The organism is Streptomyces sp. NPDC059917 (genome assembly GCF_042730635.1).
Taxonomy (GTDB): Bacteria; Actinomycetota; Actinomycetes; order Streptomycetales; family Streptomycetaceae; genus Streptomyces.
Window position 1 is genome coordinate 30,243 of sequence record NZ_JBHWLC010000012.1, and the last position, 22,572, is coordinate 52,814.

The window sequence follows — 22,572 nt, forward strand, 5'->3', positions numbered from 1 at the left end:
CCCCCTTTGAACTGCGTGAAGACTTCCTGAACCTCTGGAGTGGTACGGCGTGACGAACAGCAGCGAGGACAAGCTTCGGTATTTCCTGAAGCGAGTGACCGGTGAGCTCCACGAGGCACGACAGCGCCTCCAGGAAGTGCAGTCGGGAGAGCACGAGCCGATCGCGATCATCGGCATGGGCTGCCGCTACGCCGGGGGAGTGACCTCGCCCGAGGAGCTGTGGGACCTCGTGGCGTCGGGTGGCGACGCCTTCTCGGAGTTCCCCACCGACCGTGGCTGGGACACCGAGGGCCTGTACGACCCGGAGCTGTCGCGGCCGGGCACCTCGTACGTCCGGGAGGGTGGATTCCTGCACGGCGTCAGCGAGTTCGACCCGGCGTTCTTCGGGATCTCGCCCCGCGAGGCCATGGCGCTCGACCCGCAGCAGCGCCTCCTGCTGGAGACGTCCTGGGAGGCGATCGAGAGGGCGGGCATCGACCCGTCGTCGCTGAAGGGCAGCCGTACCGGCGTCTTCGCCGGCACCAACGGGCAGGACTACGCGGCCCTGCTGCGCCGGGCACCCAAGCAGTCCGAGGGCTACCTGGCCACCGGTATCGCGGCCAGCGTGGTCTCGGGTCGGCTCTCCTACACCCTCGGCCTCCAGGGGCCCGCGGTCAGCGTCGACACGGCCTGCTCGTCCTCCCTGGTGACCCTGCACCTGGCGGCCCAGGCGCTGCGCAACGGTGAGTGCACGCTCGCCCTCGCGGGTGGCGTCACGGTGATGGCCACGCCGGAGATCTTCGTCGAGTTCAGCAAGCAGGGCGCACTGTCCCGCACCGGTCGGTGCCGCCCGTTCGCGGACGGCGCCGACGGGACCGCCTGGGGCGAGGGGTCGGGCGTACTGCTCCTGGAGCGCCTGTCGGACGCGCGCCGCAACGGCCACCCGGTCCTCGCGGTGGTCCGTGGTTCGGCCGTCAACCAGGACGGTGCGAGCAACGGTCTGACCGCGCCGAACGGCCCCTCCCAGCAGCGCGTCATCCGCGCCGCACTGGCGAGCGCCGGACTGACCACCGCCGAGGTCGACGCGGTCGAGGCGCACGGTACGGGCACGTCGCTCGGCGACCCGATCGAGGCCGACGCCCTGCTCGCCACCTACGGACAGGGCAGGCCCGAGGACCGGCCGCTGCTGATCGGCTCCTTGAAGGCGAACATCGGTCACACCGCGGCCGCCGCGGGTGTGGCGGGCGTGATCAAGATGGTGCAGGCGATGCACCACGCCACACTGCCGCAGTCCCTGTACGTGGACGCGCCGTCTTCCGAGGTGGACTGGTCCGCGGGTGCGGTCGAGGTCCTCGCCGAGGCGCGGGAGTGGCCGGCGGTCGAGGGGCGTCCGCGTCGTGCGGGCGTGTCCTCCTTCGGCGTGAGCGGTACGAACGCCCACGTCATCATCGAGCAGCCGGTGGAGCAGCAGGCCGAGCAGCCGGCGGAGCGCCCCGCCCGGCAGGGCGGCCCCGCGGTGACGCCGTGGGTGGTCTCCGGGCGCGGGGTCGACGGCTTACGCTCGCAGGCCGCGCGGTTGGTCTCCCGGGTCGAGGGTGACGCGGACCTGTCGCCGGTGGACGTGGGCTGGTCGCTGGCCTCGGGCCGCACGGGATTCGAGAACCGCGCCGTGGTGACGGGCGAATCGTCCGACGAGCTGATGGCCGCGCTGAACGGCCTGGCGCGCGGCGAAGCCGTCCCGGGTCTCGTCGAGGGCCCGGCGGGCGGCGGCGCCGCGGATGCCGGCCGGATGGCCGTGTTGTTCTCGGGCCAGGGTTCGCAGCGGGTCGGGATGGGGCGGGAGTTGTACGCGCGTTTCCCGGTGTTCGCGGGGGCGTTCGACGAGGTGTGTGGGGTGCTGGACCGGGAGCTGTCCGGTCATGTGCGGGGTGGAGTACGTGAGGTCGCCTTCGGCGAGGGCGGCGTTGAAGGTGCTCTGGACGAGACGGTGTTCACCCAGGCGGGTCTGTTCGCCGTCGAGTGGGCGCTCTTCCGGCTGATCGAGTCGTGGGGCGTGCGGCCGGAGTTCGTGGGCGGGCACTCGATCGGTGAGTTGGTCGCGGCGTGTGTGGCGGGTGTGTGGTCGTTGGAGGACGCGGCCCGGCTGGTGGCCGCGCGCGGTCGTCTGATGCAGGCGTTGCCCGCGGGTGGCGCGATGGTGGCGGTGCAGGCGTCGGAAGCCGACGTCGTCGAGCTGCTGGCCGACTACGCGGATCGGGTCTCCATCGCCGCGGTGAACGGCCCCTCGTCGGTCGTGCTGTCCGGTGACGAGGACGCGGTGCTGGAGGTGGCGGCGGCGCTCAAGGCCCAGGGCCGCAAGACGAAGCGCCTCGTGGTCTCGCACGCGTTCCATTCGCCGCGCATGGACGCCATGTTGGAGGAGTTCCGCGAGGTCGCGGCGGGTCTCACCTACGGCGCCCCGGTGATTCCGGTGGTGTCGAACGTGACGGGCGCGGTGGCGTCGGCGGAGGAGCTGTGCTCGCCGGAGTACTGGGTGCGCCACGTGCGGGGCTCGGTGCGGTTCGCGGACGGTGTCGAGGCCCTCGCGGCCGAAGGCGTCTCCGTGTTCCTGGAGTTGGGCCCGGACGGCGTGCTCAGCGCGATGGGCGCGCAGTGCGTATCGGACGGCGTGTTCGTCCCGGTGCTGCGCGCGGGTCGCGGCGAGGAGCGTTCGTTCGTCGCCGGCGTGGCGCGTGCGTGGACGCACGGCGTCGCGGTGGACTGGACGCAGGCGTTCGAGGGGACGGGTGCGTCCCGGGTGGACCTGCCGACCTACGCCTTCCAGCGCCAGCGCTACTGGCTGGAGCCCACCGACGACCTCGCGGGCGCCGGCTCCGTGGCCGGCCTCGGACTCGGGGCGGCGGAGCACCCCCTGCTGGGCGCCGCCGTCGAGCTGGCCGGAGCCGACGGACTGCTGCTGACGGGACAGCTGTCGCTGCGCACGCACCCCTGGCTGGCGGACCACGCTGTCGCGGGCACCGTGCTCTTCCCGGGGACCGGCTTCGTGGAGCTGGCCGTACGCGCCGGTGACCAGGTCGGATGCGACACCGTCGAGGAACTCACCCTCCAGACGCCGCTCGTCCTCGCCGAGGGTCGCGTCGTACAGCTCCAGATCATGGTGGGCGAGCCCGACGAAGCGGGGCGCCGCACGCTGACCGTCCACTCCCGCGACGAGGAGACGTCGGCGGCCGGAGAGTGGACCTGCCACGCCATGGGCGTGCTCGCGGCCGGTGGTGCGCAGCCGGCGGCCGACCTCGTGGAATGGCCTCCGGCGGGCGCCGAGCACGTGCCCGTCGACGACATGTACGAGCGCTTCGAGGCCGACGGCTACGGCTACGGCCCGGTGTTCCAGGGCGTGCGCGCGGCATGGCGGCGCGGCGACGAGGTCTTCGTCGAGGTGGCTCTCGACGCGGAGCACCAGGAGGCGGCCGGTCGCTTCGGCATGCACCCGGCCCTGCTGGACTCGGCGCTGCACGGAGTGCAGCTGGGCAGCTTCTTCGCCGACGGACGGGCCCGGCTGCCCTTCGAGTGGCGCGGTGTGTCGCTGCGGGCGGCGGGTGCGTCGATGCTGCGCGTCCGCCTGGCACCGGCCGGAACGGACACCGTCTCGGTGACGGTGGCCGACGGTACGGGGCAACCGGTCGCGACGGTGGAGTCGCTGGTCTGCATGCCCGTGGACCGCGAACAGCTGGCGGCGGCCGCGGGCAAGCAGCACGAGCACGACACGCTGTTCCGCATCGACTGGACCACGGCGGCCATCGGGACCCCGGCGCCCCACGACGCCACCCGCGCCCCCGGCATCGTTCGGATCGGCGCCTCGGTGGAGGTCCCGGGCACGGCCGCGTACCCGGACCTGGCAGCCCTCGGCGAGGCGGTGACGGCCGGCGCCGAGCTGCCCGACGTCGTCGTGGTCGCGGTGCGGGATCCCGCGGACCCGCCGCAGGAGAGCGACGGTCCGGCGACGCCGTCGGCCGCGCACGCGGCGAGCCATCGCGCGCTGGCGCTGGTCCAGGAGTGGCTGGGCGACGCGCGGTTCACCGGCTCCCGTCTGGTGGTGCTGACGCGGGGCGCGGTGGCGGCCGGCACCGACGGCGACGTGACGGACCTGACGGCGGCCCCCGTCTGGGGACTGCTGCGGTCGGCGCAGACCGAGAACCCCGGCGCCTTCGTGCTGATGGACTCGGACGGCACCGTGGAGTCCGACGAGGCACTGGCGACGGCACTCGCCTGGGCGGCGACCCACGACGAACCGCAGCTGGCGCTGCGCGTCGGCGAGGTGCGGGTCCCGCGCGTGGCACGCCTGGCGCACGGCGACGGAATGCTGGTCCCCCCGGCGGGCGCGTCGGCGTGGAGCCTGGAGATCCCCCAGAGGGGATCCTTCGCCAACCTCGAACTGCTGGAGAGCCCGGCGGCCGAGCAGCCGCTCGAAGCCGGCCAGGTGCGGGTGCAGATCCGCGCGGCCGGCATGAACTTCCGGGACGTGGTGCTGGCCCTCGGCGTCGTTCCCGACCAGCAGGTCATGGGCAACGAGGGCGCGGGCGTCGTCACCGAAGTCGGCTCGGGCGTGACCGACCTGGCCCCCGGCGACCAGGTCATGGGCGTCTTCTCCGGCTCGTTCGGCCCCTTCGCCGTCACCGACCGCCGGATGCTGGCCCCGATGCCCAACGGCTGGTCGTACGTGCAGGCGGCCTCCGTCCCCGTCGTCTTCCTGACCGCCTACTACGGCCTGCGCGACCTCGCCGCGGTGCGGCCCGGGGAATCCGTGCTCGTGCACAACGCCGCGGGTGGCGTCGGCATGGCCGCCGTACAGCTCGCCCGGCTCTGGGGGGCCGAGGTCTTCGGCACGGCCAGCGAGGGCAAGTGGCACGCCCTGCGCGGCGCCGGGCTGGACGACGCGCACATCGCCTCCTCCCGCACCCTGGACTTCGAGGACGCCTTCCGCGACGCCACCGGCGCCCGGGGCATGGACGTGGTGCTCGACGCGCTCGCCGGGGAGTTCGTGGACGCGTCGCTGCGGCTGCTGCCGCGCGGCGGGCGGTTCCTGGAGATGGGCAAGACCGACAAGCGCGACCCCGCCGAGGTCGCCGCGGCGCACCCGGGCGTCGCCTACCAGGCGTTCGACCTCAACGAGGCCGGCCTGGACCGCACCCAGGAGATCCTGCTGGAACTCCTGGACCTCTTCGAGCAAGGGGTGATCACACCCCTGCCCGTCGCCACGTGGGACATCCGCCGGGCCCCCGACGCCTTCCGCCACGTGAGCCAGGCCCGCCACATCGGCAAGGTCGTGCTGACCGTACCGGCCCCCCTGGCCGGCTCCGGCAACGGCACCGCCCTCGTGAGCGGAGCGACCGGAACGCTCGGCAGGCTCGTCGCCCGACACCTCGTGGAGCGACACGACGTGCGGGAACTGCTGCTCGTCAGCCGCCGCGGGCCGGAAGCCGACGGCGCGGCGGAACTGGTCGCGGAACTCGCCGGGCTCGGCGCCCGGGCGCGCGTCGTGGCCTGCGACGTCGCCGACCGGTCCGCGCTGCAGGGGCTCCTCGCCGACATCCCCGCCGAACACCCCCTGACCACGGTCGTCCACACGGCCGGCGTCCTCGACGACGGAATGATCCACGCGCTCACCCCCGAGCGGATCGACGGCGTGCTCAGCCCGAAGGTCGACGCCGCGTGGAACCTCCACGAACTGACGCGTGACCTGGACCTGTCGGCCTTCGTCCTCTACTCCTCCGTCTCCGGCGTCCTCGGCAATGCCGGACAGGGCGGCTACGCGGCGGCGAACGTCTTCCTCGACGCCCTCGCGGCGGTCCGTCGCACCGAGGGCCTGCCGGCCACGTCGCTTGCATGGGGCCTGTGGGAGCAGAGCAGCACGATGACGGGCGAGCTGGGCGAGGCGGACCGCACCCGCATCGCACGCTCCGGACTGACCGCGCTCTCGAACGACCAGGGCCTGGCGCTCTTCGACGCCGCCGTCGCCACCGACGAGCCGCTCCTGCTGCCGGTGGGGCTCGACCCCGCCGCGCTGCGGACCTCCGGCACGCCCGTACCCGCACTGCTGCGCGGCCTCGTCCGGGGCCCCGTACAGCGCGCCCGGGCCACGGCGTCCACCGGCACCTCGGCCGCGCCCACCGGGCTCGCCCGACAGCTGGCCGGCCTTCCCGAAGCCGAACAGCTCGTGGAGCTCACGGAGTTCGTGCGCGGTCACGTCGCGGTGGTCCTCGGCCACGGATCAGCGACGGCCGTGGAGGAGAGCCGCGCGTTCAAGGAGCTCGGCTTCGACTCCCTGACCTCGGTGGAACTGCGCAACCGGTTGAACGCGGCGACCGGGCTGCGCCTGCCCGCCACGCTCGTCTTCGACCACCCCACTCCGGCCGCGCTCGCGCGACACCTGCGCGAGGAACTCCTCGGCGCCCGGGCCGACGCCACGGCGGTCCTGCCGCACGCGTCCGCCCCGGGGACGGACGACCCGATCGCCATCGTCAGCATGAGCTGCCGCTTCCCGGGCGACGTCGCGTCCCCGGAGGCGCTGTGGGACCTGCTGGCCGCGGGCGGCGACGGCATCACCGACTTCCCGACCGACCGGGGCTGGGACCTGGACGCGCTGTACGACGCCGACCCCGACCGTCCGGGCAAGTCGTACGTCCGCAGCGGCGGCTTCCTCCACACCGCCGCCGACTTCGACGCAGGCTTCTTCGGGATCTCGCCGCGCGAGGCCCTCGCCATGGACCCGCAGCAGCGACTGCTCCTGGAGACCTCGTGGGAGGCCTTCGAGCGGGCCGGCATCGACCCCGCCGACGTGCGCGGATCCCGGGCGGGCGTGTTCACCGGAGCCGCGGCACAGGGCTACGCCTTCGGCATGGAGCAGTCCGGCGAAGGCAGCGAGGGCTACTACCTGACCGGCAGCACCACCTCGGCGATCTCGGGCCGTGTCGCGTACACGCTGGGCCTCGAAGGTCCCGCGGTCACGGTGGACACGGCGTGCTCGTCGTCGCTGGTGGCACTGCACCTGGCGGTGCAGTCGCTGCGCAACGGCGAGTGCACGCTCGCCCTGGCGGGCGGCGTGAACGTACTCGCCACCTCGATGGTCTTCGTGGAGTTCAGCCGCCAGCGCGGACTGGCCGTCGACGGCCGCTGCAAGTCGTTCTCGGACGGGGCGGACGGTACGGGCTGGGCCGAGGGCGCGGGCGTGCTCCTGCTGGAGCGGCTGTCGGACGCACAGCGCAACGGTCACCCCGTGTTGGCGGTCGTGCGTGGTTCCGCGGTGAACCAGGACGGCGCGAGCAACGGCCTGACCGCGCCCAACGGCCCCTCGCAGCAGCGCGTGATCCGCGCGGCCCTGGCAGACGCCCGGGTCTCCGCGGCGGACGTGGACGCGGTGGAGGCGCACGGCACCGGTACGACGCTGGGCGACCCCATCGAGGCACAGGCACTGATCGCGACCTACGGCCAGGACCGCCCCGCCGAACGGCCCCTGTACCTGGGCTCGTTGAAGTCGAACATCGGACACGCGCAGGCCGCGGCCGGTGTGGGCGGCGTGATCAAGATGGTGCAGGCGATGCGCAACGGCCTGCTGCCGGAGACGCTGCACGTCGGCGAGCCGTCGTCGAAGGTGGACTGGTCCGCGGGTGCGGTCGAGCTGCTGACGGAGGCGCGCGAGTGGGTGCCCGGCGCTGCTGACCAGGTCCGTCGTGCGGGCGTGTCCTCGTTCGGCGTGAGCGGTACGAACGCCCACGTGATCCTTGAGCAGGCCCCCGAGGCCGAGGTGGCCGAGCCGGTGGCGCAGGACTCCGTGGCGCCGGTGGCGGTGCCGTGGATGGTCTCCGGCCGGGGCGTCGAGGCGCTGCGCGGTCAGGCGGCGCGCTTGGCGTCGCTCGTCGAGTCCGATGGTGCGGGTCTGTCGCCGGTGGACGTGGGGTGGTCGTTGGCTGCCGGGCGTGCGGAGTTCGAGAACCGCGCCGTGGTGATCGGCGGCGCGCTGGGTGAACTCGCCTCTGGTGTAAGTGCGTTGAGTGAGGGTCTCCCGGCTTCGGGTCTGGTGGAGGGTGTGGTCTCGGGGTCCGGTGGCCGGGTGGTCTTCGTGTTCCCGGGTCAGGGCTCGCAGTGGGCTGGTATGGCGGTGGATCTGCTGGATTCCGCTCCGGTCTTTGCCGAGCGGATGGCCGAGTGTGGTCGTGCGTTGGCTGAGTTCGTGGACTGGGATCTGCTGGATGTGGTGCGCGGACGTGAGGGTGCGCCGTCGCTGGAGCGGGTGGATGTGGTCCAGCCGGTCTCATGGGCGGTGATGGTTTCCCTCGCCGCGCTGTGGCAGTCGTTCGGTGTGAAGCCGTCTGCTGTGGTGGGTCATTCGCAGGGTGAGATCGCTGCTGCGTGTGTCGCGGGTGGTTTGTCGCTGGTGGATGGTGCTCGTGTGGTGGCGCTGCGGTCGCAGGCCATTGCGGGCAGTCTGGCGGGTCTGGGTGGGATGATGTCGGTGGCGTTGCCGCTGGCGGAGGTGGAGTCCCGTCTGGTGCGTTGGGCGGGGCGGTTGGAGGTCGCGGCGCTGAACGGTCCGACCTCGGTCGTCGTCGCCGGTGACCCGGAGGCGTTGGACGAGCTCCAGGCCGAGTGCGAGGCGGAGGGTGTTCGGGCCCGCCGGGTGGCGGTGGACTACGCGTCGCACACCTCGCACGTGGAGCGGATCGAGGGCGAGCTGGCCGAGGTGTTGGCGGCGGTGCGGCCGATGACCGCACGAGTGCCGTTCTTCTCCACGGTCGAGGGGGACTGGCTGGACACGTCGGGTCTCGACGCCGGGTACTGGTACCGGAACCTGCGCCAGACGGTCCGTTTCCAGGGCGCGATCGAGGACCTGGTCGCGCAGGGTCACGGCACCTTCATCGAGGTCAGCGCGCACCCCGTACTGACCATGAGCATTCAGGACCAGGCCGAGTCCGCGATCGTGGCGGGCACCTTGCGTCGTAACGACGGCGGCCTGGACCGGTTCTACGCCTCGCTGGCCGAAGTGTGGGTCCAGGGCGTGGACGTGAACTGGGCTGGCGTGTTCGAGGGGACGGGTGCGGCGCGGGTCGAGCTGCCGACGTACGCGTTCCAGCGGCGCCGCTACTGGCTCGAGGCCGGAGGCGCTGCGGACGGTGGGCTCTCGGGCCTGGGTCTGGGCCTCGCGGTGGCGGGACACCCGCTGCTCGACGCGGCGGTGGAGCTGCCGGATTCCGCGGGCGTGGTGTTCACGGGGCGGCTGTCCCTGCGCACGCACCCGTGGCTGGCGGACCACGCGGTCGCGGGCACGGTGCTGCTGCCGGGGACGGGCTTCGTGGAACTCGCGGTCCGCGTGGGTGACGAGGTCGGCTGCGACGTGGTCGAGGAGCTCACGCTCCAGGCCCCGTTGGTGCTGCCCGAGAAGGGCGGCGTCCAACTGCGCATGACCGTCGCCGCGTCGGACGAGCAGGGTCGGCGTACGTTCAGCGTGTACTCGCGAGCCGCCGACGCGTACACCGACACGGAATGGACGTGCCACGCGACGGGTGCGCTGACGACCGGTGCCGCGCAGCCCGTGGCCGATCTGGCGGTCTGGCCGCCGGAGGGCGCGGTGGCGCTGGACACCGACGGCATGTACGAGGACTTCGAGGCCGACGGCTACGGCTACGGCCCGATGTTCCAGAACGTACGGGCGGCCTGGCGCCGCGGCGACGAGGTGTTCGCCGAAGCGGTGCTGCCCGAGGACGCGCAGGATGACGCCGCCCAGTTCGGGCTGCACCCGGCGCTGCTGGACGCGGCGTTGCACGGTCTGCGGCTGAGCGGCATCTTCTCCGACGGTCGGCCGCGGCTGCCCTTCGCGTGGCGCGGTGTGTCCCTGTACACGAGCGGCGCGGCGGCCCTGCGGGTGCGCCTCGCGCCCGCCGATGCCGACGACTCGGTGTCGGTGACGGTCGCCGACAGCACCGGGCAGCCGGTCGCGGCGGTCGAGTCCCTCGTCCTGCTGCCCATGGACCCCGACCAGATCGCGAACGCGGCCCGTAGCGGGACGGACGAAGCGCTGTTCCGGGTCGAGTGGGCCCAGGCGCCGCAGGTGACCACGCACGAGGCCGCCCTGGCGGCCCGGCGCGGACCGTGGGCGGTGATCGGGACCCCGGGTACGGAGACCGGACTCGGAGTTCCCGGGGCCGCGGTGCACGCCGATCTCGCGGAGCTGAGCGCGGCCGTGGAGAACGGCGCCGCTGTTCCCGACGTCGTACTCGTCCCCTTCGTCTCACGGACCGGCGGGACCGCTCGGGCCGCCCACGAGGCCGTGCACCGCGCCCTGGCGCTTGCGCAGGCGTGGCTCGCGGACGAGCGGTTCGAGGAGGCCGGATCGCGTCTGGTGCTGGTGACGCGCGGTGCGGTGGCGGCCGGACCCGAGGAGACGGTGACCGATCCGGGCGCGGCCCCGGTCTGGGGGCTGTTGCGCTCGGCGCAGACGGAGAACCCCGGCCGGTTCGTGCTCGTCGACACCGACGGAGCCAGCGGGCTGCCGGACGGGCTGCTGTCCTCCGACGCGCCGCAGCTGGCCGTGCGCGACGGTGTCGTGCGCGTGCCGAAGCTGCTGCGGGCGACTGCGCCCGTACCGCGGGAGGCGCGGGAATGGGACCCGGCCGGCACGGTGCTGCTGACCGGTGCCACCGGGACGCTCGGCGGTGTGGTGGCCCGGCACCTGGTGCTGGAGCACGGTGTGCGGCACCTGCTGCTGGTGAGTCGCAGCGGGGCGGACGCCCCGGGTGCGGCGGAGTCGGTGGCGGAGCTGGAGGCGCTGGGCGCACGGGTGTCGGTGGCCGCGTGCGACGTGGCCGACCGGGACGCGCTGGCCGCCGCACTGGCGGGGGTCGCGGCCGAGCACCCGCTGACCGCGGTCGTGCACGCCGCGGGTGTGCTGGACGACGGGCTGATCACGGGCCTGGACGTCGAGAGCGTGGAGCGGGTCCTGCGTCCGAAGGTGGACGCGGCGTGGAACCTGCACGAGCTGACGCGCGACCTCGACCTGTCGGCGTTCGTGCTGTTCTCCTCGGCGTCGGGCGTGCTGGGCAGCGCGGGCCAGGGCGGGTACGCCGCGGCGAACGTGTTCCTGGACGCGCTGGCGACCGTACGGCGTGCGGAGGGCCTGCCGGCCACTTCGCTCGCATGGGGGCTGTGGCGGCAGAGCAGCGGGATGACGGGCGAGATGGGCCGGGCGGATCTGGCGCGCGTGGCGCGTTCGGGTCTGGTCGCGTTGGACTCGCAGGACGGTCTGGCGCTCTTCGACGCCGCTCTCGCGGCGGACGAGGCGCTGCTGCTGCCGGTGCGCTTCGACCAGGCGATGCTGCGCGAGCTGGGCGCCGAGCTGCCCGCCGTACTGCGCGGGCTGGTCCGCGGTCCGGTGCGCCGGGCGCGCGCTGCGGAGCAGGGCGGAGCCGCGAAGGAGCTGGTCCAGCGGCTGTCCGGGCTGCTCGAGGGCGACCGGACGCGTGCGCTGTCGGAGTTCGTGCGCGGGCTGATCGCGACCGTTCTCGGGCACGGTTCGGGGGATGCGATCGAGGACGGGCGGGCCTTCAAGGAGCTGGGCTTCGACTCGCTGACCGCGGTGGAGCTGCGCAACCGGCTCAATGCGGCGACCGGGCTGCGCCTGCCCGCCACGCTCGTCTTCGACCACCCTTCGCCCGGTGCTCTCGTCACCCACCTGAACACCGAACTCTTCGGAGCGGGAGACCTCTCGACCGCATCGGTGGGCGTCCTCGTGCCTTCCCCGGCGGGCGACCTCGACGACCCGATCGTCATCGTGGGAATGGGCTGCCGCTATCCCGGCGGCGTCGACTCTCCCGAGGCGCTGTGGAACCTGGTCGACGGTGGCGTGGACGCGATCTCGGAGTTCCCGACGGACCGGGCATGGGACGCGGACCTCTACGACCCGGACCCGGAGCGGCAGGGCAAGACGTACACCCGTGAGGGCGGCTTCCTGCACGCGGCAGCGGAGTTCGACCCGCAGTTCTTCGGGATGTCGCCGCGCGAGGCACTGGCCACCGACCCCCAGCAGCGACTGCTCCTGGAGATCGCGTGGGAGGCGTTCGAACGCGCGGGCGTCGACCCGAAGTCGCTGCGCGGCAGCCGCACCGGTGTCTTCGCCGGTGTGATGTACAACGACTACGGTTCGCGGCTGCGGACCGTGCCCGAGGGGTTCGAGGGCTTCCTCGGCAACGGCAGCGCGGGCAGCGTGGCCTCCGGCCGCCTCTCGTACACCTTCGGCCTGGAGGGCCCGGCCGTCACGGTCGACACCGCGTGCTCGTCGTCGCTGGTCTCCCTGCACCTGGCGGCCCAGGCACTGCGCAACGGTGAGTGCACGCTCGCCCTGGCGGGCGGCGTGACGTTGATGTCCACGCCGATGACGTTCGTCGAGTTCAGCCGGCAGCGGGCACTGTCCCCGGACGGCCGCTGCAAGTCCTTCTCGGACGGCGCGGACGGCACCGGATGGGCCGAGGGCGCGGGCATGTTGCTGCTGGAGCGGCTGTCGGACGCCCGGCGCAACGGTCACCCCGTGTTGGCGGTGGTGCGTGGTTCCGCGGTGAACCAGGACGGTGCGAGCAACGGTCTGACCGCGCCGAACGGCCCTTCGCAGCAGCGGGTGATCCGGGCCGCATTGGCGAACGCGGCTGTGTCCGCCGCCGATGTGGACGTGGTGGAGGCCCACGGTACGGGTACGACGCTCGGCGACCCGATCGAGGCGCAGGCCCTGCTGGCGACCTACGGCCAGGGCCGTCCGGCCGAACGGCCGCTGTGGCTGGGCTCGTTGAAGTCCAACATCGGTCACGCGCAGGCCGCCGCCGGTGTGGCCGGCGTGATCAAGATGGTGCAGGCGATGCACCACGGCGTCCTGCCGGAGACGCTCTACGCGGACGCGCCGTCGTCGAAGGTGGACTGGTCGGCGGGCGCGGTCGAGCTGCTGAGCAAGCCGCGGCAGTGGGCGCGCGAGGAAGGCCGCCCCCGTCGTGCGGGTGTGTCGTCCTTCGGCGTGAGCGGCACCAACGCGCACGTGATCCTCGAACAGCCCGCGGACCTGCCCGCCGAGTCGCCCCGGGCGCTCGGTGCGGGTCCGGCCGACGGGGCCGAGGCGGCCGACGTGGCCGAACGGGCCGAAGGGGCGGAGGCTTCCGCCCGTCCGGTGACCGTGCCGTGGATCGTGTCGGGCCGCAGCGCGCAGGCCCTGCGGGATCAGGCGGCGCGGCTGGGCTCGCTCGTGCGGGGCGACGTAGAGCTGTCGCCGGTGGACGTCGGCTGGTCGCTCGCCACTAGCAGGTCGGTGTTCGAGCACCGCGCGGTGGTCGTCGGCAGCGGTGCGGGCCTGGACACGGGCCTCGCGGCACTCGCCCGCGGGGAGTCGGTTTCCGGCCTCGTGGAGGGCGCCGCTTCCGGGTCCGGTGGCCGGGTGGTGTTCGTGTTCCCGGGTCAGGGTTCGCAGTGGGCCGGTATGGCGGTGGATCTGATGGATTCCGCTCCGGTCTTTGCCGAGCGGATGGCCGAGTGCGGCCGGGCCCTGGCCGAGTTCGTGGACTGGGACCTGGAGGCCGTTGTCCGTGCGGCGCCTGGCGCCCCGTCACTTGAGCGGGTCGACGTGGTCCAGCCGGTCTCGTGGGCGGTGATGGTTTCACTGGCCGCGCTGTGGCAGTCGTTCGCCGTGGAGCCGGCTGCCGTGGTGGGACACTCGCAGGGCGAGATCGCCGCCGCCTGCGTCGCGGGCGGGCTGTCCTTGCAGGACGGTGCTCGGGTGGTGGCATTGCGGTCGCAAGCCATTGCCGGGAGTTTGGCCGGGCACGGAGGGATGGCATCGGTGCAGTTGTCTGTTGAGCAAGCGACCGAGCGCATAGCCGCGTGGGACGGCCGACTCTCGATCGCCACCGTCAACGGCCCCACCTCGGTCGTGGTGGCCGGTGACCCGTCCGCGCTGGACGAGTTGACGGATTCCTGCGCGGCGGACGAGATCAGGGTCCGACGGATCCCCGTCGACTACGCCTCGCACACCTCCCACGTGGAGCGGATCGAGGACGAACTCGCCCAGGTGCTGGCGGCCGTACGGCCGAAGGCCTCGCGGGTGCCGTTCTTCTCGACCGTGAAGGGGGAATGGATGGACACCACCGGCCTCGACGCCGGGTACTGGTACCAGAACCTGCGCGAGACGGTCCACTTCCGCAGCGCGATCGAGACGCTGGCCGAACAGGGGCACGCCACCTTCGTCGAGGTGAGTTCCCACCCCGTCCTCACCGTCAGCGTGCAGGACACGCTGGAGGTCTCCGGGCAGGGCCCGACGGCTCCTCCCGTGGTCTGCGGCACGCTCCGGCGCGACGACGGCGGCCTGGACCGCTTCCTGACCTCCCTGGCGGAGGTCTGGGTCCAGGGCACCGACGTCGACTGGGAGCAGGCGTTCGCCGGTTCCGGCGCGCGCCGGGTGGACCTGCCGACGTACGCCTTCCAGCGGCGCCGGTACTGGCTGGAGGCACCGGCCGCGGAGGCGGCCGCCGGTGCGGGCGCGTCGGCGGACACGGCGGCCGGACGGCTGGACGCCCAGTTCTGGGAGGCGGTCGAGAACGGCGACCTGCAGTCGCTGTCCACGACCCTCGCGGTCGAGGACGAGGACCAGCAGTCGTCGCTCGGCAGCCTGCTCCCCGCGCTCTCCTCCTGGCGCCGCCAAGGACGTACCCGCACGACGCTCGACGGCTGGCGCTACCGCGTCACCTGGAAGCAGGTGCCGGAGAACCCGGCGGCGGCCGCGACGTCCGCGACCGGCACGTGGCTGCTCGTCGTCCCCTCCGGGGACGCCGATTCGCCGTGGGCCGCAGCGGCCGCCCGGGCGCTGACCGACGGCGGCGCGTCCGTCGTCCCGCTCCTCTGGGACCCCGCGGAAGGCGACCGGTCGCGGCTGGCCGGGCGCGTACGGGAGACCCTGGCCGGGCACGGCGTCGCCGACGCGATCGGCGGCGTGCTCTCGCTGCTCGCCCTCGACGAGGCCCCGCACCCGGCGCACCCGGCGGTACCGTCGGGCCTGGCCGGCACCCTGCACCTCGTGCAGGCCCTCGGCGACGCCGAGTTGGCGGCGCCGCTGTGGCTGGCGACGCGGAGCGCGGTGTCCACGGGGCGCGCGGACGGCGCCGCCGTCAGCGCGGCGCAGGCCCGGAGTTGGGGGCTGGGCCGGGTCGCCGGTCTGGAACACCCGCAGCGTTGGGGCGGCTTGATCGACCTTCCCGAGAACCCCGACCCGCGGGTCCTGGCGCGGCTTTCCGGCGTGCTGGGCGGCGCGGCGGGTCCCGAGGACCAGCTCGCACTCCGCACGGCGGGCCTCTTCGCACGGCGGCTCGTGCACGCACCGCTCGGTGAGACGCGGGCCGCACGCGGGTGGAAGCCGCGCGGCACGGTCCTCATCACCGGTGGAACCGGCGCGCTGGGCGGGCAGGTCGCCCGCTGGCTGGCCCGGGGCGGAGCGGAGCACCTCGTGCTGACCAGCCGTCACGGCAGGGCGGCCACGGGCGCCGAGGAACTGTCGCGGGAGCTGACGGAGGCGGGCGCCCGGGTGACGATCGCCGCGTGCGACGTCGCCGACCGTGCCGCGCTGGCCGCGCTGTTGGAGGGACTGCGGGCCGACGGGTCCCCCGTCCGGTCGGTGGTGCACACCGCGGGCGTGGCGCCGAGCGCGACGCTCGACGCGACCGACCTGGTGACGCTCGCCGACGCCGCGTCGGGCAAGGTGACCGGCGCCGACAACCTGGACGAGCTGCTGGAAGGCGAGGAGCTGGACGCCTTCGTCCTCTTCTCCTCGAACGCCGGTGTGTGGGGCGCCGGTGGGCAGGGCGCCTACGGCGCCGCCAACGCCCACCTCGACGCACTGGCCGAGCGGCGCCGCTCCCGCGGCCTGCCCGCGACGTCGGTCGCGTGGGGTGCGTGGCGCGGAGCGGGAATGCTGGTCGACAACGGGGCGGAGGAGCACATGGCCCGCCTCGGGGTGCTCGCGATGGACCCGGACCTGGCGATCGCGGCGCTGCAGCAGGCCCTGGACCACGACGAGACCTGCGCCGTGGTGGCGGACGTGGACTGGTCGCGCTTCGCGCCCGGATTCACCGCGGCCCGGCCGCGGCCGCTGCTCGACGACCTGCCGCAGGCCCAGCGGGCGCTCCAGCAGTCCGAGGCGGCCGGATCGACCGGCGCGCAGGACCCGGCCGACGGCGAGTCGACCTCGCCCGCCGACCGGTTCGCCGCGATGAGCGGACCCGAGCTCGACCGCACGCTGCTCGACCTGGTGCGCTCGGCCGCCGCGGCCGTACTGCGCTACGAGGGACCCGACGCGGTGGGCGAGGACCGGGCGTTCAAGGAGCTCGGATTCGACTCGCTGACCGCCGTCGAACTCCGCAACAGGCTGCAGAACGCCACCGGACTGCGGCTGCCCACGGCGCTGGTCTTCGACCACCCGACGCCGCAGGCCCTCGCCGCCCACCTGCGGGCCCAGCTCGCGGGCACCGCGGCCGGTGCGCCCGGCTCCGCGATCGCCGAGCTGGACAAGCTGGAAGCGGCGCTCTTCTCCATCCCCGCGGAGGACGAGGACCTGCGGTCCACGCTCTCCTCCCGCCTGCACGTCCTCCTGTCGAGGCTCGACGGATCGACGGCGGGACTCCCCGACACAGCGCAAGGCCGGCCCGCGGAGAACCAGCTCGACGCGGTCACGGACAACGAACTATTCGACTTCATCAACCAGGAGTTCGGTAAGTCATGACGGAGAACGAGGACAAGCTCCGGGAGTACCTCAAGTGGGTCACCACCGACCTGCAGAAGACGAGGGCGCGACTGCAGGAGCAGGAGGGGCGCGAGCAGGAGCCCATCGCGATCGTCTCGGTGAGCTGCCGGTTCCCCGGAGGCGCGAACTCCCCCGAAGAGCTGTGGGAGTTGCTCGCCCAGGGCACCGACGCCACCGGCCCGCTCCCGCGTGACCGGGGCTGGGACATCGAGGCGCTCTACGACCCCGACGGGGCATCGGGGCGGACGGGCACCACGTACGTGAACGAAGGCAGCTTCGTGCGCGACGCGGCCGAGTTCGACGCGGGCTTCTTCGCGATCGCCCCCCGCGAGGCGCTGGCGATGGACCCGCAGCAGCGGTTGTTCCTCGAAGCCTCGTGGGAGCTGATCGAGCGCGCCGGGATCGACCCGACATCGCTCAAGGGCAGCCAGACGGGCGTCTTCGTGGGCGGCACGCCCTCCCACTACGGCCCGGGCGCCGGAGCGGTGACCGAGGACGTCGCCGGCTACGTGGTCACCGGCGGTTCCGGCGCGGTGCTCTCGGGACGCCTCTCCTACTTCCTCGGCCTCGAGGGCCCCGCGGTGACCGTGGACACGGCCTGCTCGTCCTCCCTGGTCGCCCTGCACGAGGCGGTGCACTCGCTGCGCCGCCGGGAGTGCTCCCTGGCCGTGGCCGGTGGCGTCTCCGTGATGTCCACCCCGGTCGCCTTCGTGGAGTTCGCCCGCCAGCGCGGGCTGGCGGCGGACGGGCGCTCCAAGGCGTTCGCCGACTCGGCCGACGGCATGGGCTGGGGCGAGGGCGCGGGCGTGCTGCTGCTGGAGCGGCTCTCCGACGCGCGCCGCAACGGGCACCCGGTGCTCGCCGTGGTGCGCGGCTCGGCGGTCAACCAGGACGGCGCGAGCAACGGCCTCACGGCGCCGAACGGCCCCTCCCAACAGCGCGTGATCCGGGCGGCACTGGCCAACGCGCGGGCCTCGGCCTCGGACGTCGACGTCGTGGAGGCGCACGGCACGGGCACCTCGCTGGGCGACCCGATCGAAGCCGACGCGCTGCTCGCCACCTACGGGCAGGTCCGACCGGCCGACCGGCCCCTGTGGCTGGGCTCGATGAAGTCGAACATCGGCCACACGCAGGCCGCCGCCGGTGTGGCCGGCGTGATCAAGATGGTGCTGGCGATGGGGCACGGCGTACTGCCGCAGACGCTCCACGCCGCCGAGCGCTCGACGAAGGTGGACTGGTCGGCGGGCGCGGTCGAGCTGCTGACCGAGCGGCGCGCCTGGCCGCGGACCGAAGGACGCCCCCGGCTCGCCGGTGTCTCCTCCTTCGGCGTGAGCGGTACGAACGCGCACGTGATCCTGGAAGAGGCCCCGGCGTACGAGGCCCCGGCCGACCCGGCCGCGGCGCCGGACCCGGACCGCGCGTCCGGCGCCGCGCCCGCGGCCCGCCAGGTCGCACCGCCCGCGCTCCCGTGGGTGCTGTCGGGCCGCGGCGCCGCCGCGCTGCGCGACCAGGCGGCGCGCCTGCTGGACCGGGTGCGCGACGGCGCGCAGCCCTCCGCCCTGGACGTCGGCTGGTCGCTGGCGTCCGGGCGGGCGGCCCTGGAGAACCGCGCCGTGGTCATCGCGGGCTCGCGCGACGACCTCGTCGCGGGGCTGGGCGCGCTGGCCGAGGGCGGGACGACCGCCCCGGGCGTGGTGGCCGGTCCGGCCACCTCCGGCCCCGGCCGCCGGGTCGCCTTCGTCTTCCCCGGGCAGGGCTCGCAATGGGTCGGAATGGCCCGCGAACTGTGGGAGTCCTCGCCGGCCTTCGCCGCGCAGATGGACGAGTGCGAGCGGCTGCTGGGCGGTCTGGTCGACTGGTCGCTGCGCGAAGTGCTCGAAGACCAGACCGCGTTGGCGCGCGTCGACGTCGTGCAGCCCGCGCTCTTCTCGATGATGGTGTCGCTGGCGGCGATGTGGCGCGCCGCCGGTGTGCGGCCCTCCGCCGTCGTGGGCCACTCGCAGGGCGAGGTCGCCGCCGCCTACGTGGCCGGCGTGCTGTCCCTGGAGGACGCGCTCCGCGTCGTCGCCCTGCGCAGCCGCGCTCTGCTGGCCATCGCGGGACGCGGCGGAATGCTGTCGATCGTGGCCTCCGAGGAATGGGTGCGCGAGCAGATCGAGCCCTTCGGCGACGCGATCTCCATCGCCGCCGTGAACGGCCCGAAGGCCGTGGTGATCTCCGGCGACGCCGACGCGCTGACCCGCTTCGGGACCGTCCTGGCCAAGGCCGGCGTCATGCGGTGGATCGTCCCCGGCGTGGACTTCTCCGCCCACTCGGCCCATGTCGAGGTACTGGAACAGGAGTTGGCGCAGCTGCTGCGCGGCGTCGAGCTGCGCGCCGCCGAGGTGCCCTACTACTCGGCCGTGACGGCGGGGGTCCTCGACACCGCGCAGCTGGACGCCGGCTACTGGTACCGCAACCTGCGCGAGCCGGTCCGCTTCGAGGAGAGCGTGCGCGCGCTGGCGGACGACGGACACCACGTGTTCGTCGAGATCAGCCCGCACCCCGTCCTGACGATGGGCGTCCTGGAGACCCTGGAGAGCCGCGAGCAGGCCGCGTCCGCCGTCGTGACCAGCACGCTGCGCCGCGACGACGGCGGCCTGGACCGCTTCCTCACCTCGCTGGCCGAGGTGTGGGTCCAGGGCGTGGACGTGGACTGGGCCGCCCTGTTCGAGGGGACGTACGCCGCTCGCGTCGAGCTGCCGACGTACGCCTTCCAGCGCCGCCGCTACTGGCTGGACGCCGGAGGCGTCGCGGAGGGCGGGCTGTCGGGCCTGGGCCTGTCCGTGGCGGGACATCCGCTGCTCGGAGCGGCGGTCGAACTGCCCGAGTCCGCGGGCGTGGTGTTCACGGGTCTGCTGTCGCTGCGCACGCACCCGTGGTTGGCGGACCACGCGGTCGCGGGCACGACCCTGCTGCCGGGCACCGGGTTCGTGGAGCTGGCGCTCCGCGCGGGTGACGAGGTCGGCTGCGACCTGGTCGAGGAGCTCACGCTCCAGGCCCCGCTGCTGCTGCCCGACACGGGCGGCCTCCAGCTGCGCGTGGGCGTCACCGGCGCGGACGACTCCGGTCGGCGCGAGGTGAGCGTCCACTCGAAGCCGCAGGACACCGAGTACGACGAGACCTGGACCTGCCACGCCACCGGCGTGCTGGCCCCCGGGGCCCCCGCTCCCCGGGCGTCCGCCCAGGACCTCACCGTGTGGCCGCCCACCGGGGCGACCCCGGTCGAGTGCGCCGACGTGTACGAGAAGTTCGCCGGGCTCGGCTACCACTACGGCCCCCTCTTCCAGGGGCTGCGCGCGGCCTGGCGGCGCGGCGAGGAGACCTTCGCCGAGATCGCGGTGCCCGAGGAACGGCAGGCCGAGGCCCAGCGCTTCGGCATCCACCCGGCCCTGCTCGACGCCGCGCTGCACGCCGCGGGACTGACCGCGGTGACCGCGCACGCCGAAGGCGACGCCCCCGCACCGCAGGCGCGGCTGCCCTTCGCCTGGCGCGGCGTAGCGCTGCACGCGGCCGGGGCCACGGCCCTGCGGGTGGCCATGAAGCCCACGCCGGGCACGGACGCCGTGTCCCTGACCCTGACGGACGACACCGGCCGTCCGGTCGCCTCGGTGGACTCCCTGGTCATGCGACCGGTGGACACCGAGCGGCTCGGGAACGCCGGTGACCCGGGGCGGCTCCACGACGCGCTCTTCCGCATCGAGTGGCAGGACCGCCCCGTCCCGCACGAGCGGGCCGGTTCGGGCACCGTCCCGTGGGCCATCGTGGGCGGCGACGCGCTCGGCGCGGCCTCCGCGCTCGGCGACGGCCGTACGGACGTCAAGCCCTTCGAGGACCTCGACTCGCTCGGCGGCGCGTTCGCCACCGGCGACGCGCTCCCGCCCGTCGTGCTCGTCGACTGCTCCACCGACACCGGCCGGACCGACGACGACACGGCCGCGGCCGTCCGCACCGAGCTGCGCAGGGCGCTCGCACTGACCCGGGCCTGGTTGTCCGACGAGCGGTTCGCGGCGGCCGGATCGCGCCTGGTGCTCCTCACGCGCGGAGCGGTGGCCACCGGAGCGGACGCGGAGCTGACGGACCTCGCGGCGGCCCCGGTCTGGGGCCTGCTGCGCTCGGCGCAGACCGAGAACCCGGGCCGCTTCGTCCTGGTGGACACCGACGGCGCGCAGGCCTCGTGGGACGCCCTGCCGGGCGCGCTCGCCTGGTCGGCCGACCAGAACGAGCCGCAGCTCGCCCTGCGGGCGGGCGACGTGCGCGTCCCGAGGCTGGCCCGCGTGAGCGCGGCCGACCCGGGCACGGCGGACGCCGCGCCCGCCTTCGGGACCGGCACCGTCCTCGTCACCGGCGCGACCGGGACCCTGGGCGGTGTGGTCTCCCGGCACCTGGTGGTCGCGCACGGTGTACGGAGCCTGCTCCTGGTGAGCCGCAGCGGCGCGGGCGCCCCGGGCGCCGCCGAACTGGTGGCGGAGCTGGAAGCGCTGGGCGCGCGGGTGACGGTGGCCGCGTGCGACGCGGCCGACCGGGACGCCCTGGCCGGGGTACTGGCCGGAGTTCCGACCGAGCACCCGCTGACCGCGGTCGTGCACGCCGCGGGCACCCTCGACGACGGCGTCGTCTCCTCCCTCACGCCGGAGCGCCTCGACACGGTGCTGCGTCCCAAGCTCGACGCGGCGATCCACCTGGACGAGCTGACCCGCGACCTGGACCTCTCGGCGTTCGTGCTGTTCTCCTCCGCCTCCGCGACCTTCGGCAGCCCCGGGCAGGCCAACTACGCCGCCGCCAACGCCTTCCTCGACGCGCTGGCCCAGCAGCGGCGCGCGCAGGGCCGTCCGGCCCTGGCCCTCGGCTGGGGGTTCTGGGCCCAGACCACCGGTCTGACCGAGAGCCTCACCGAAACCGACGTCCGCCGACTGTCGCGCGGCGGCATGACCGCGCTGGCGACCGATCGGGCGTTGGAACTCCTCGACGCCGCCCAGCGGTCGGGCGGGAGCGCGGTCCTGCCGATCCAGTTCGACCGCGCCGCGCTGAACCGCCCGGCCGACCCGGACGCGGTTCCGCCGGTCATGCGCGGCCTGGTGCGCCTGCCCGCGCGGCGCACCGCCGCGGCGGGCACGGGGGCGGCCACGACGTCGGCGCCGGAGGGGGAGGCCGAGCTGAAGCAGCGACTGACCGCCCTCGACGAGCCCGGCCGCAGGCACACGCTCCTGTCGCTCGTGCGCAAGGACGCGGCGGCCATCCTCGGCCACCCCACCACGTCCACCGTCGAACCGGACCGCGGATTCATGGAGCTCGGCTTCGACTCGCTCATGGCCGTCGAATTCCGCAACCGCCTGAACGCGGCCACCGGGCTGCGACTGCCCGTCACCCTCATCTTCGACTACCCCACCCCCGCCGCGCTCGCGACCTACCTCCGTGCGGAGATCGAGCTCGACGAGGACGGCAGCGGGAGCGCGGGCCCGGCGGCGGCCGCCATCGCCGCGGACCTGGACCGGATGGAGGGCCTGCTCGAAGCCCTCGCCGGGGACGAGATCAAGCGGCTCGAGGTCATGGTGCGGATGAAGTCCTTCCTCGCCAGGCTCGGCGACGCCGCCGGAGCGCGGTCGGAGCACGACGACCACGCGGACAGCGACATCGATTCGGCTTCGGACGACGAACTGTTCAGCGCCCTCGAGAACGAGCTGGGGAAATCCTGAAACGAGGCACGTAGGACCTGGCCGTTTTTCTTTTCGCGTCTTCTT

2 protein-coding genes are annotated in these 22,572 nt (G+C 73.9%); both read left to right on the plus strand.

Annotation, left to right across the window (positions count from 1 at the left end; genetic code table 11):
• The first annotated feature begins 34 nt into the window (after positions 1-34).
• The gene (locus ACFWAR_RS09950; protein WP_385775121.1) at positions 35-16,771 is read left to right on the plus strand and encodes a type I polyketide synthase; all 16,737 of its coding nucleotides are present in this window, start codon (positions 35-37) and stop codon (positions 16,769-16,771) included.
• Positions 16,768-22,527 carry an SDR family NAD(P)-dependent oxidoreductase gene (locus tag ACFWAR_RS09955; protein ID WP_385775003.1) on the plus strand — a complete coding sequence of 1,920 codons (5,760 nt, stop codon included), beginning with the start codon at positions 16,768-16,770 and terminating at the stop codon, positions 22,525-22,527. The genes ACFWAR_RS09950 and ACFWAR_RS09955 overlap by 4 nt, the downstream gene beginning before the upstream one ends.
• Positions 22,528-22,572 lie beyond the last annotated feature (45 nt).